This is a genomic window from Photobacterium malacitanum (assembly GCF_900185615.1).
Lineage (GTDB): Bacteria > Pseudomonadota > Gammaproteobacteria > Enterobacterales > Vibrionaceae > Photobacterium > Photobacterium malacitanum.
On sequence record NZ_FYAK01000005.1, the window covers coordinates 52,751 to 65,734 of the forward strand.

Consider the following 12,984-nt stretch of genomic DNA (forward strand, 5'->3'; position numbering starts at 1 on the left):
AGTGATCAGTCGATTATTTTTCAGCTAATTTAAAGATCACATTAACACTGTCTTTAATCACAATGTTGTTATCAGTATAGCTTTGATCAATCGAATCTTGTCGAGCGCCACCGACCCAAGAATTGGCACGCATATACGGCATTGGCTGACTGTTAGTATCGTAATCAATTTGCCATACACCATCAATTCTATTACCAAACCCTTGCGCCAGTGAGGCCGCTACTTGCTTAGCATTCTCTATCGCTTTTTGGCGCGCTTGCTGCTGATATTTTTCACTATCAGCCACTTTTAAATCAATGTTATTAATTTGATTAATTCCATCACCCAGCGCGTCATCTAAATAGCGATTTAACTTCGTTAGTTGATGTACCGTCACCTCGACACTGCGATTCGCTCTAAAACCAACTAACTCCGGCTTATGATCTTTAGGATAATTATATTGCGCCGACAACGAAATATTAGCGCTATTGATGTCTTTTTTGTTCACACCAGCCGCTTGTAGCCGTTCAATAAACTTAGTCACGGCTTGATCAACAGCTAACTTAGCATCAACCGCCGTTTTTTTAGTTTCAACAACATTAACCGAAAATACCGCCATATCAGGCTGTACTACAACTTCACCACGTCCGGTCGTCTCTAAATGAGGAAATGGAATATCAGCCGCCATTGCAGACGCTGAAGCAAATGCACTCACACCAAGTACTATTGCTAAACATGTATTTTTCATTGTTGATCCTTTTTCTGAGTCGCATAACATGGTGATTTATTCACTAGTACAGGATAAACACCCTATTTTCATCAGTAATGATGGTGCCATGCTAACAAAACCCCAACTTAGTGAACACTGTTTTTTAATCTATTTTCAGTATTGATTCAGCAACATTAGCGCTTTAACCACGCTATTATTGCGATCGAGCACCGTGAATTGATAAAAAAAAAGAAGCCATCAGGCTTCTTTTTTCGATCACAACTCACCGTCAGGCGAATTACGCCTCAACTTTATTTAGGTGAATATCCATTTGTGGGAATGGGATTTCGATACCTTCTTTATCAAGCTCTTCTTTAATTGCTTGGTTAAGATCGAAATATACACCCCAGTAATCAGCAGTCTTAACCCATGGGCGAACCACGAAGTTTACTGATGAATCAGCTAATGCCACCACACCAATTGTTGGTGCAGGATCTTTAAGTACTAACTCATTTGCCATCACAACACGGTTTAATACTTCTTTCGTTTTTTGAAGATCAGCGTTGTAAGAAACACCAATCGTTAAATCGATACGACGTGTGTCATGACGAGAGTAGTTAGTGATTGGGTTACCAATAACAGCAGCGTTAGGAACGACAACCATCTTGTTGTCTGGAGTACGTAACTCAGTTGAGAAAATCTGAATAGATTCTACCGAACCAGCAACACCGCCAGCTTCCACATAGTCACCAGATTTGAATGGACGGAAAGCAACGATCAGTACACCAGCTGCGAAGTTTGATAATGAGCCCTGTAGTGCAAGACCAACTGCCAAACCTGCCGCACCAATAACAGCAACCACAGAAGCCGTTTGAACACCAATGCGACCCAGTGCTGCAATTAATACGATAACAAATAATAGGTAACGCACTAAACCATGGATAAACTCAACAACTGCGTTGTCCATGTCTTTTTTACGCAGTACTTTAGCTACAGTACCAGCAATCATCTTAACAATGATATTACCGATAAATAGAATCAGTATTGCAGAAACGATATTTACTGCATATTGAACTAATAGATCTTGGTTTTTAGTGATCCAGTTGCCGGCATGTAATACACCGTTAGTTAATGAGTTATCTGATATATGCTCAACAACCTTGTCAGTAACGCTCTCTGTCATGAAGGTATCTCTCTAAAAAATATAAAAAAGAATATTAAATGCCGCCTAATGAGTAAATCATACAGTAAACCGTAAAAAATAACACCTCAGCAACAACTTTGATATTAGCTAACTACCGCCCACTATTCTGTGATAGGTATAATAATCAGTACAGCGAACTATAACATCAAAGAAACGCTGCATTATTAATCTTTTAGCCACTAAATGGCTAGTAAAAAAATTCGAACAATCATAAAAAAATATAATTTATATATTCCAATGAAATTACGCTAACTGATTAATATAAAGCAAAAAAAAAGCCCACCGAAGTGGGCTTTTTCACATTTTATATGGTTGATATTCTATTAAAGAACGTCAACTGCATTTAGGTCAGAGAATGCTTTCTCTAGACGCTCAACCATTGATACTTGACCTGCACGTAACCAAACGCGTGGATCGTAGTATTTCTTGTTAGGCGCTGACTCACCCGTTGGGTTGCCGATTTGACCTTGTAGGTAATCGTGGTTTTCAGCTTCGTAGCGACGGATACCGTCCCATGCAGCCCACTGTGTATCAGTATCGATGTTCATTTTGATAACACCGTAACCGATAGACTCTTGGATTTCAGCTTCAGAAGAACCTGAACCACCGTGGAATACGAAGTTTAGAGAGTTAGCTGGTAGGCCAAACTTCTCAGAAACGTAAGTTTGAGAATCACGTAGGATAGTTGGAGTTAGTACAACGTTACCTGCTTGGTAAACACCGTGTACGTTACCGAAAGAAGCAGCGATAGTGAAACGTGGGCTGATAGCGTTTAGTTTCTCGTATGCGTATGCAACATCTTCAGGAGAAGTGTATAGCTCAGAAGAATCCATATCTGAGTTATCAACACCGTCTTCTTCACCACCAGTACAACCTAGTTCGATTTCTAGTGTCATGTTCATCTTAGCCATACGCGCAAGGTATTGACCAGAGATTTCGATGTTCTCTTCTAGCGACTCTTCAGAAAGGTCGATCATGTGAGAAGAGAATAGAGGCTTACCAGTTTGAGCGAAGAACTCTTCACCAGCGTCTAGTAGACCGTCGATCCAAGGAAGTAGTTTCTTAGCAGCGTGGTCAGTGTGAAGAATAACTGGAACACCGTAAGCTTCAGCTACTGCGTGAACGTATTTTGCACCAGCGATAGCGCCAAGAATTTGAGGGCCTTGACCTTCAAGCTTAAGACCTTTACCGCCGAAGAATGCAGCACCACCGTTAGAGAACTGAACGATAACTGGCGCTTTAGCTTTAGCAGCAGCTTCAAGAACAGCATTAACTGAATCAGTACCGATACAGTTAACAGCAGGTAGAGCGAAGTTGTTTTCTTTTGCTACAGCAAAAACTTTCTGTAGGTCGTCGCCAGAAATAACACCAGGTTTTACAAAATCGAAGATCTTAGACATAACAATAGTCCTATATTTACTTTGTTGTCTGTGGAAAAATTCTTGTGCAAACGTTTGCGATAAGCTTCTATTTTACTGAAATATAACGTCTATCACAAACATTTAAACGTGGAAACTAAGACAATATTATAAATATAGTTAGTTTCCACGCCAAATAAATTATGCTTTAGCGCGAGCTTCTAGCATTTCAACTGCTGGTAATTTCTTACCTTCAACGAACTCAAGGAAAGCACCGCCACCAGTAGAGATGTAAGATACTTTATCTTTGATGCCGTACTTGTCGATAGCTGCTAGTGTGTCACCGCCGCCTGCAACAGAGAAACCAGCTGATTGTGCGATTGCGTTCGCAACAACTTCAGTACCTTTACCGAATTGCTCGATTTCAAATACGCCCACAGGACCATTCCAAAGAATAGTTTTTGCGTTCATGATGATTTCAGCAAGTGCTTGAGCTGAATCAGGACCTAGGTCAAGAACCATGTCGTCAGCAGCAATGTCTGTTGCAGCTTTGATAGTCGCTTCAGCTGAGTCAGAGAACTCTTTAGCACATACAACATCAGTTGCTACTGGAATGTCAGTGCTTGCCATTAGCTCTTTCGCTGTAGGGATAAGGTCAGCTTCGTATAGAGACTTACCTACATCGTTGCCTTCAGCAGCGATGAATGTGTTAGCAATACCACCACCAACAACGATTTGGTCAGCAATCTTAGATAGTGACTCAAGTACAGTTAGTTTAGTCGATACTTTAGAACCACCAACGATAGCAACCATTGGACGTGCTGGGTTATCCATTGCTTTACCTAGCGCTTCTAGTTCGCCAGCAAGTAGTGGACCTGCACATGCTACAGGTGCAAACATACCTACACCGTAAGTAGATGCTTGTGCACGGTGAGCCGTACCAAATGCATCCATTACGAATACGTCACAAAGTGCAGCGTATTGCTTAGATAGTTCGTCTTCGTTCTTCTTCTCGCCCTTGTTGAAACGTACGTTCTCAAGAACAACAAGCTCGCCTGCGTTTAGCTCAAGACCATTTAGGTAATCTTTTGCTAGTTTAACGTCACAATCTAGTGCGTCATTTAAGTAGTTAACTACAGGCTGTAGAGAGAATTCTTCTGCGTATTCGCCTTCCGTTGGACGACCTAGGTGAGAAGTAACCATTACTTTAGCGCCAGCTTCTAGGCAACGCTGAATAGTAGGTAGAGATGCAAGGATACGTGCATCTGAAGTTACTTTACCGTCTTTTACTGGCACGTTTAGGTCAGCACGAATAAATACACGCTTACCAGCTAGGTCCAGATCAGTCATCTTGATTACAGACATGTTTTGCCCTCTCAACATTATTTAAAATAAAAGTTCATAAATTTCACGGCTCGGCGTCACTGCCAAACCCAATAATTCTTACTACTTATTTTTGCGGCGTTGCAGCAGAGTTACCTGTTGCCGCCATTGCTAACGCAGTATCTAACATACGATTTGCAAATCCCCATTCGTTATCACACCACACCAACATTTTAATTAAATGCTGACCACTTACGCGGGTTTGAGTACCGTCAACAATCGCGCTATGGGGATCATGATTGAAGTCAATCGACACTAATGGTGCTTCGGTATAAGCCACTATACCCTTTAATGTACAACGAGACGCATTTAATAATGCTTGATTTACGTCATTAACTTTCACGTTTGTTGTAACAGTAACCGTTAAATCCATGGCGGTGACATTTATTGTGGGCACCCTCACAGAAATCGCTTCAAATTTGTCAGAAAACTTCGGAAAAATACGACCGATACCTAAATGTAATTTGGTATCTACTGGAATAATGGATTGGCTAGCAGCACGTGTTCGGCGTAAATCAGGATGATAAGCATCAATGACTTGCTGATCATTCATTGCCGAGTGAATTGAGGTTATTGAGCCAGTTTCAATCCCGAAACACTCATCCAACACCTGAATGATGGGCACAATGCAATTCGTCGTACAAGAGCCGTTAGAAACAATCGTGTGTTGCGAAGTTAACTGGTGATGGTTAACGCCATATATCACAGTAAAATCGATGTCTTTGGCAGCAGGATGGGAAAATAACACTTTGTTAGCACCAGCGTCGATGTGGGCTAAACCATCAGCACGAGAACCTAAGTGGCCTGTACAATCAAGGACGATATCGACATCCAAATCATGCCACGGTAATAATTTAGGATCGGGTTGATGAAGCAGACGAATTTGATCGCGATGACCATTTTCATGGGCAATAAAGAGATGCTCCTGGTCATGACTGACAGGCTTACCGAAGCGTCCATGGCTTGAATCATACTGAAGTAAGTGAGCCATTGCTTCAGGCTCAGCCAATTCATTGATGGCCACGACGTTAATCTGGTGGTGTTTACCGCTCTCATACAATGCGCGAAGCACACTGCGACCGATGCGGCCGAATCCATTTATTGCGACTTTTAGTGTCATATCCGTGCTACAAAAAAACTAAGCGGCGTTAGTGTATACCAACCAAGTTTGAGAATCACCATAATTGTGACAACTCTCACTGTGTTTAATTAAATATCTACATAATCAAACACATAATCACACAAAGTTACTTGGTTGAAACTGAAATTGTGAATAGCTAACCATGTTTAACTGCGGCAAATGTCAATTCCATGTCATTCAAATTCGTTTTTTTAGGCTTATTTCAGAGACAAATCAACACCGTATAGAATTCACAAAAGCAATAATTTATTCGTAGTATAATTATACAAAGTGACATATTTATCTACATATCTGCCTAGTGAATAGCATCAACATGCTGCCATTCACCTCTTTAACAGCCCTTTTTTACTGCTAAACAGTTGTTACATCCGCAATGAGGTTATTATGAACAAGAAAAAAATTGTTATCGGGGGAGCTCTCGCGGTCTTACTTGGCTACGCAGTCTCAGTTTATTGGTCTTGTGAGCCCGACACCTTTTCGCCAAGTAAATATACCGCTCAACAAGCGACACTGAACCATCAACAGCCTGTTATTGGTTACGAAACCACGACGACCTTGATCCATATTAATCAGTTATTACTGGATAAGCCGGGTGGTTTCCTAACTAATGACCGTCTACCACCAAGTGTATTGATGGATAACATGCCCGCTTGGGAAGCCGGCGTATTAACCCAAGTGCGCGATATGGTCCTTATTTTAAAAGATCGTATTAGCCGTTCTCAAAATGAAAGCCGTATTGATCCGGATCTAAAAGAAGCGCAGCCAGCACTGAACATTAATAGTCACAGTTGGAACTTCCCAAGTGCAGAATCACAATACCAAGAGGCAATCGATTCATTGATCAGTTATCGAGATCGTCTGGTAGAGACTAAAAATCCAAGCAAGAGAGCCACATTCTATGCTCGTGATGATGGCTTAGTTGCGTGGCTAGAAGTGGTTCAAAACCGCCTTGGTAGCATTTCACAAGATCTCGGTTCATCGGTCGGTGAGGCGCACTTAAACGTCGATCACGATCAATTGGCTGAAGGCAATGGTGTGCTACGTGAAATCAAAGTTGATAACACCAAAACGCCGTGGCTCAAAATAGATAATGTCTTCTATGAATCTCGCGGTTCAACATGGGCATTATTGCTATTAATGCAAGCAATGCGCGATGACTTTAAAGAAGTATTAGAAGAAACCAAAGCGATGGTAGTAATGGATCAGATCATCGGTGAGCTTGAAGCGACTCAAGAAACGGTATGGAGTCCAATGATTTTAAATGGTAATGGTTTTGGCCTGATCGCTAACCATTCTTTGATCATGGCCAACTATGTTTCACGCGCTCAGGCTGGCACTGTGGATTTGATTAATATTCTAGAAAAGCGTTAACCCGCAACACAGATATACCTTCAAAAAGATCGCTTAAGGGCGATCTTTTTTATTAGCAGCCGCTTAGTTGGAGGCGACATTGACCTTTACAAGCCCTCGGTTTACAGAAATAATCAGCCCACTCTGTTGCTCAGCGTTAGTAATGACCACGATTTATTAGCAACATTATTTATTGATATTTTTACAGTAAGGGTTACACATGTCGCATAAAGCAACGGGTTTAGTGAAGTGGTTTAGCGAAGAAAAAGGCTTTGGCTTTCTAACCCAAGATACTGGTAATGCAGATGTGTTCGTTCACAGCAGTGGCATTGCTGATAAATCATTAACCACTCTACCAGCAGGCAAAAAAGTATCATTTGATGTTGAGCAAGGCCAAAAAGGCCTACAAGCAATCAATGTTGTGGTTTTATAGCCATCAAAAAAGCCGCTAAGTTCAGCGGCCTTTTTTTATCTTATCGTTAGCAAATCATCACCATTGGCTATACGGCCCCGCATTGAACATCACAACCTATAGCACGCCAACAATCATCGCTATCCTGTTGAGTTATCAGTTAATTATAATGTCTGTAATTTACTGCTCATACAATTACATAAGTTTGATAAATGCGCTGTATATTGGATATAACACCATTTTATATGCACATTATTGCCCCTATAATTACTGCGGTTTTTTAGGAGGTTACTTATGAAAAAAAATCTATCGGCCATAGTGTTTTTTTTGGCCTCATTCAATGCTTTTAGCCAAGAAAATGACAGAGTATGGGATTGTGCCCTTTGCCCGACACCAGCGTGCGGTCCTCACTGTTGGAATAAGTTTTCTACTGAAGAAATAAGAGATACCTATGACAAAATAATTATCTCAGGCATGGAGAAAAGTGGCTGCGACCATAAAGAAAATTCAAATAATGTAGAACAAGAACAATGATCTAAGTTGTACCAACCTACGAAATACTCAAAAAAAACCGTATTATATAATGCGGTTTTTTTACGCTCAGGCGTTATTGAATGCTAGCCTTAGCGCTGATGTAAAAAAGCCAGCTTCAAAAGCTGGCTTTTACGGTAATAGCTACAACATAAGCACTAGATATACCGTCGATCAGATGTTTTAAAAAGATTAGCTAGCAAAGCACTTATTTTGCAGGTGCAAAGTCTTCAGCTGCTTGGCGGTGTGCAGTGTAGATTGCTTCACCGTCACTTTCTGCATCAAAGATAACTTTAACGTCAGCAGAGAACAGAATAACGTCGCCTACTTCAGCAACGTATTTGTTGCCTTCCATATCGCGCATGACGATCTTACCTTTCGTTACTACTTTGTACTCTACAGAATCGTAGAAGTATTCAAACTCTACGCCCGGAGACATAGTGAAGTGACCAATCGTCAATGGCGCACTGTTGTTAGTAACAGCAACTTCAGCCATGTCGCTTTTTAGGCCTTCAACTTCTAGCAGTTTGCTTAGGTCGTTTAGCTTAAAAGTACCAGCTTTGATCAGCGAAATACCTGGCTTTTCAGTTAATGTCGTCATTGGATTTGTCCTTTTTTTTATAATAATGGCTGGGAATTTTCCCCAGCCTTTTTGTAGGGTGGTACGTATTACATGCGTGCTTTGAAGATCGCTACGATTTCTTCTAGGCTCGCTTTGCGTGGGTTCGTTAGAGAACACGCATCGTTTAGAGCGTTTTGCGCCATGAACGCTAGCTTATCTTCAGTTACACCCAAATCAGCTAGGCGTTGCTTGGTACCTACCTTTTCAGAGAGTGCATCAATCGCTTCAAGGGCGGCATTTACTGCTTGCTCTTGGGTCATTGCTGCGGTGTCGATACCCATAGCTTTAGCGATATCAACAAAACGTTCTGGTACTTGTTTGGCGTTAAAGCGCGAAACTTCTGCCAATAGGATAGCGTTACATAGGCCGTGAGCCAGGTCGTAAACACCGCCTAATTGGTGCGCCATTGAGTGAACGTAACCTAAAGAAGCATTAGAGAATGCCATACCAGCAAGGTACTCGCCGTACTGCATTGCATCACGTGCTGCGCGATTTTGACCGTCGTTCACAGCTGTTTCTAGGTTGTTTACAATCAGCTCAATGGCTTTAATCGCTGATGCATCAGTGATTGGGGTTGCAGCTGTTGAAACATAGGCTTCAACCGCGTGCGTTAATGCATCCATACCGGTTGCAGCGGTTAGGAACTTAGGCATTGCGACCATTAGCTCTGAATCGTTCACTGCAATAATTGGCGTGAAGTGCTTATCAACCACTGGGTATTTGGTTTCATCTTCTTGGTTAGTGATGATGGCAAATACTGTCATTTCTGAAGCAGTACCTGCTGTTGTGTTCACGGTTACCAATGGCAGTTGTGGCTTCTTAGATAGATGCACACCTTTAGAGTAATCACGAATATGACCACCGTTCGCTGCCACTAATGCGATACCTTTTGCAGTATCGTGAGATGAACCACCACCAAATGAAATCACAAAATCAGCATGGCTTTGTGCAAGCAGCGCAAGGCCATCTTCAATGTTTTTCTCAGTTGGGTTTGGCTGTACACCATCGTAAATAGTGTACTCAAGGCCGTGCGCAGTTAACTCGTCAGTTAGCTTGCTAACCAGACCCACTTCAACTAATACACCGTCAGTGACGATAAGGGCTTTTTTCAGCTCTTTTGATGCCAATTCAGCACCTAGAGATTGAATAGCGTTAGGACCCATTAGTGTTACAGGTGGCATGTAGAATACATTGCTCATAATGAAGCTCCGTTAATATTTATTAATTTATGTTGGCTTACCGCATGTGCCATAAGCCGAAATTTTTTATAGAGATTGAAATAGCAAAGTGAGTGTTACCGACACCACATCTTTATTGTTATTTATTGTTATTGGTGGTGTTGATGTCGATGTAGTCATCTTCTCATTTACTGAAACATAAACAATAGACTCAAAAAGCAAATTACTATTACACATACGTAATAATCATATTGAGCGCATTGGCTGCTGCTGTCTGTGGTTATTTATCTGCCGCTGATAGCAATTTTTCAGCAAAGCTTAAGTGCGCTTTAGGTTGGGTAAATACCACACCTGAGTGTGAACGCTCTGCGGTACCTTGCTTTTGGTAGTGTCCAGCATTTAGGCTATTAACGGCTGCTTTTTCAAACTGTACATTACCTGTGAAGGCACCATCTTTTGCTGATGCGTTGTAAGACATAGCGATAATAGCGGTGGCGATGGCTGCTTTAATAACTGTTTTCATGAGTAATAAAACCTTGTGTATTGATATTTGTGAACGCCTTGTGCGTTTCGATGGGGTTATTATCAATAATTACACCAAAAACAACAATACCATTAAAATACAAAAGATTGTTACTATATAGGAACAATTGGGAAGGACAGAGGCGAGAGTTCGAGGTTGCGAGGTTGCGAGTTGCGAGTTGCGAGTTGAGAGGCGAGAGTCGAGAGTCGAGAGTCGAGAGTTCGAGGAATAGCACGGCAGTTGTGGCGATGGTGAGTGTTTTCGTTGGTTTGGGAGTAAATGGGACGTATAGCAGCAATGGCGGTGGGTCGTAACTTGGTTAACAACCTCATAACCCCACTTTTAAGCTGATTTAGCTCGATAAAAGCTATAAAACATCGGCTTTGCTAACATTATTCCTCGAACACTGATCACGAAGTGCGGATTAGATGGGTACTGTTAAATACAGCCGTAAATAATAAAAAGTGTAATTAGTATCATGATATTTATGAGTTAAGTTGATTATGATTATCCCCTTTAATAAGGGGGTTTTTGCGTAAAAGTAAAAACTCCTATTATTTGTTAAGTTTCTAGGAGGATATGTGAGACAAATATCAAAAGCTCGCTTTGAGGCTTTGAGTTATGCACGAATTCCATTTGTTAAATTTATTTCTGAAGATATTGAGTGGTATTCAAATGATAATAATGCAGTTTTAGGCACAATTTTACTGGATAAAATTGATAACGATTACGTTGCTATGGTGCTATGGTGCTAGGAAGAGATGAAGCTGGAGTTTTTAGATGTATAGATCAAGAACACAGCATTCCTAAAATTGTTGATGCTAGATCTATATTATTAAGAAAGATGGATCATCACTCTAAAGATGGTGCTGAGGAGTTCCCACAAGGTGTAATTACTCGGAAAAAAAATCTTATTTTTGAGTATATTGAGAAAAGAGAACCGATGCCTGATGACTATAAGTTACTAACCGAATGTAGCCTTTTTAGTCCAGCGAAAGAGCTTATTGCAGAAATAGCTTATTCATTCGAAGATCCTGATGGCAACTATATTGAGCAATTCCAGAGTTCTGGATTTAATTCGAGAATGTGGGAATTATATCTATATGCTTTTTTTCATGAAGCAGATTTCATGATAAATCGAGAGTTTAACGCTCCAGATTATGTTATAGAAAAAATGGGAATACGTGTTTGTATTGAAGCTGTAACTGTTAATCCAAGTCAACATGTAGACAATGAACCTGAACCTAAGAATCATGAAGAAATGGAAAGGCTTTTAAAAGACTATATGCCGATAAAATATGGTAGTCCTTTATTTTCTAAATTAAACAAAAGGTATTGGGAGAAAGGGCACGTAGTAGGTAACCCATTACTTATTGCTATTCATGATTTTCATCAAACAGATTCAATGATGTGGTCAAGGAGTGCATTGGAAAGATATTTATATGGTGCTGATAGACAATATCGATTTGATGAAAATGGTGAACTTATACAAGAGGTAACTCAAATAGCTGAGCATCGGTGGAATGAAAAAGTAATTCCGTCTAACTTTTTTGCATTAGAAGATGCTAAGAATATCAGTGCGGTTATACATTCAAATCAAGCTACAATCGGCAAGTTTTTGCGAATGGGTTATTTAGCTGAATTTGGAAGAAGAGATCTAGATATTAAGTTTGTTGGGCAATGCATGAATTTTAACAATCAGCTTCCTATCGATTTTGAGTTTGAAGTTACTAATGGAGAGTATGAGGAATATTGGAGCAACTCTATAACGATCTACCATAATCCTAATGCTCTAAATCCTTTAGATCCAGCTTTGTTTCCAAATGTTGCGCACGTGTTTTTTGAGGATGGACAGTTCAGTTCAGTTAAGCCTGTATATTATCCTATATATGGAAGAACACAGTATCGAGAAAAAGAAACTGTTAAAGAATGATTCGTTTGTTAGTACGCATAAATAGACATTTTGTTAAATACCGTCCTTTTGAGGCGGTATTTTTATATGCGGCGTTGGAGAATTTTGATTGTTATTTAGCGGGCGGATTATATTACAACCATAATCAAACAAGGCCGTTAAACGGCCTTGTCTTAGAATCTGTTAACTCTTATTACCACGTTAGTCCACATGCGCTCGCTTTTGCTTTCGCGAGGCTGTAGTACTTACGCTTAACTAAGTAGTTACCGTCGTTTTTAAGCCCTTCAACACGTAGCCATTTATTTTTGCCAAAACGGGCTTTAACCGGAACACCAACCGCAAAGCGTTTACCTGATTGGTATTTCGCAACATAAAAAGAATCGCGTACTTTAAAGATGTAGCCATTGCTACCACAAATTCGAGCGCTCTCAACACGGCCTTTTTTAGTTTCGCCCCAACGACCCCAATCATTTGCGTGACTCGGTAAAGACGTTAGCGCAACCATACCAAGCAATAACCCTAAAATAGCTTTTTTCATTATCATTCTCGAAAAAGTAAACTTATGAGTTTATTTTAATCATAAAAAATATCAATGAAAGAAAAATAATCCCATAATGTGAACAATTGACAAATGTCAGCAAAATACATCGTTTTCGGCATGGGTTTATATAGAAATATAACT

Annotated in this window: 14 protein-coding genes; 5 read left to right on the top strand and 9 right to left on the bottom strand. The window is 40.4% G+C overall.

All coding sequences use genetic code 11. The features are described 5' to 3' along the window. Positions 1-13 precede the first annotated feature (13 nt). The 5 genes from PMAL9190_RS12475 to epd all read right to left on the bottom strand — a co-directional run bounded on the left by PMAL9190_RS12475 (position 14) and on the right by epd (position 5,753). Positions 14-727 (bottom strand): oxidative stress defense protein, encoded by a 714-nt coding sequence (locus PMAL9190_RS12475; RefSeq protein WP_087845484.1) that lies wholly within the window; start codon positions 725-727, stop codon positions 14-16. Positions 728-986: 259 nt separating this feature from the next. Next, complete coding sequence (gene mscS, locus PMAL9190_RS12480; protein ID WP_087845485.1) at positions 987-1,871, bottom strand: small-conductance mechanosensitive channel MscS; 885 nt, start codon at positions 1,869-1,871, stop codon at positions 987-989. Between the two features lie 344 nt (positions 1,872-2,215). Then, positions 2,216-3,292, bottom strand: a complete 1,077-nt coding sequence (gene fbaA / locus PMAL9190_RS12485) for a class II fructose-bisphosphate aldolase (protein ID WP_087821208.1) — start codon at positions 3,290-3,292, stop codon at positions 2,216-2,218. A gap of 159 nt (positions 3,293-3,451) precedes the next feature. Next, entirely contained in the window at positions 3,452-4,615 is a 1,164-nt protein-coding gene (locus PMAL9190_RS12490; protein WP_087845486.1) for a phosphoglycerate kinase, read from the bottom strand. 85 nt (positions 4,616-4,700) lie between these two features. Beyond that, a complete protein-coding gene (gene epd, locus PMAL9190_RS12495; RefSeq protein ID WP_087845487.1) occupies positions 4,701-5,753 on the bottom strand; it encodes an erythrose-4-phosphate dehydrogenase in 1,053 nt (350 codons plus the stop codon). 405 nt (positions 5,754-6,158) lie between these two features. Between epd and PMAL9190_RS12500 the strand changes: the two genes are divergently transcribed. The 3 genes from PMAL9190_RS12500 to PMAL9190_RS12510 all read left to right on the top strand — a co-directional run bounded on the left by PMAL9190_RS12500 (position 6,159) and on the right by PMAL9190_RS12510 (position 8,070). Beyond that, on the top strand, positions 6,159-7,145 hold the full coding sequence (locus PMAL9190_RS12500; protein ID WP_087845488.1) for a DUF2333 family protein: 987 nt from the start codon (positions 6,159-6,161) through the stop codon (positions 7,143-7,145). Positions 7,146-7,344: 199 nt separating this feature from the next. Then, entirely contained in the window at positions 7,345-7,557 is a 213-nt protein-coding gene (locus PMAL9190_RS12505; RefSeq protein ID WP_087845489.1) for a cold-shock protein, read from the top strand. 273 nt (positions 7,558-7,830) lie between these two features. Continuing rightward, positions 7,831-8,070 carry a hypothetical protein gene (locus PMAL9190_RS12510; RefSeq protein WP_065176722.1) on the top strand — a complete coding sequence of 80 codons (240 nt, stop codon included), beginning with the start codon at positions 7,831-7,833 and terminating at the stop codon, positions 8,068-8,070. 205 nt (positions 8,071-8,275) lie between these two features. Here PMAL9190_RS12510 and PMAL9190_RS12515 read toward each other — a convergent pair whose 3' ends face one another. The 3 genes from PMAL9190_RS12515 to PMAL9190_RS12525 all read right to left on the bottom strand — a co-directional run bounded on the left by PMAL9190_RS12515 (position 8,276) and on the right by PMAL9190_RS12525 (position 10,390). After that, positions 8,276-8,668 carry a EutQ-related cupin domain-containing protein gene (locus PMAL9190_RS12515; protein WP_008987789.1) on the bottom strand — a complete coding sequence of 131 codons (393 nt, stop codon included), beginning with the start codon at positions 8,666-8,668 and terminating at the stop codon, positions 8,276-8,278. A 68-nt stretch (positions 8,669-8,736) separates the two neighbouring features. Continuing rightward, a complete protein-coding gene (locus PMAL9190_RS12520; protein WP_087845490.1) occupies positions 8,737-9,888 on the bottom strand; it encodes an iron-containing alcohol dehydrogenase in 1,152 nt (383 codons plus the stop codon). Positions 9,889-10,147: 259 nt separating this feature from the next. Further along, entirely contained in the window at positions 10,148-10,390 is a 243-nt protein-coding gene (locus tag PMAL9190_RS12525; protein ID WP_087845491.1) for a hypothetical protein, read from the bottom strand. Positions 10,391-10,971: 581 nt separating this feature from the next. Here PMAL9190_RS12525 and PMAL9190_RS20330 point away from each other — a divergent pair. Both PMAL9190_RS20330 and PMAL9190_RS12530 read left to right on the top strand, forming a co-directional pair. Next, positions 10,972-11,145, top strand: coding sequence for a hypothetical protein (locus PMAL9190_RS20330; RefSeq protein WP_200813420.1), 174 nt, complete (start codon positions 10,972-10,974; stop codon positions 11,143-11,145). Beyond that, entirely contained in the window at positions 11,136-12,323 is a 1,188-nt protein-coding gene (locus PMAL9190_RS12530; RefSeq protein ID WP_200813421.1) for a hypothetical protein, read from the top strand. Before PMAL9190_RS20330 ends, PMAL9190_RS12530 begins: the two co-directional genes overlap by 10 nt. Before the next feature lie 172 nt (positions 12,324-12,495). Here PMAL9190_RS12530 and PMAL9190_RS12535 read toward each other — a convergent pair whose 3' ends face one another. Then, on the bottom strand, positions 12,496-12,840 hold the full coding sequence (locus PMAL9190_RS12535) for a hypothetical protein (RefSeq protein ID WP_065168398.1): 345 nt from the start codon (positions 12,838-12,840) through the stop codon (positions 12,496-12,498). Between the last annotated feature and the right edge of the window lie 144 nt (positions 12,841-12,984).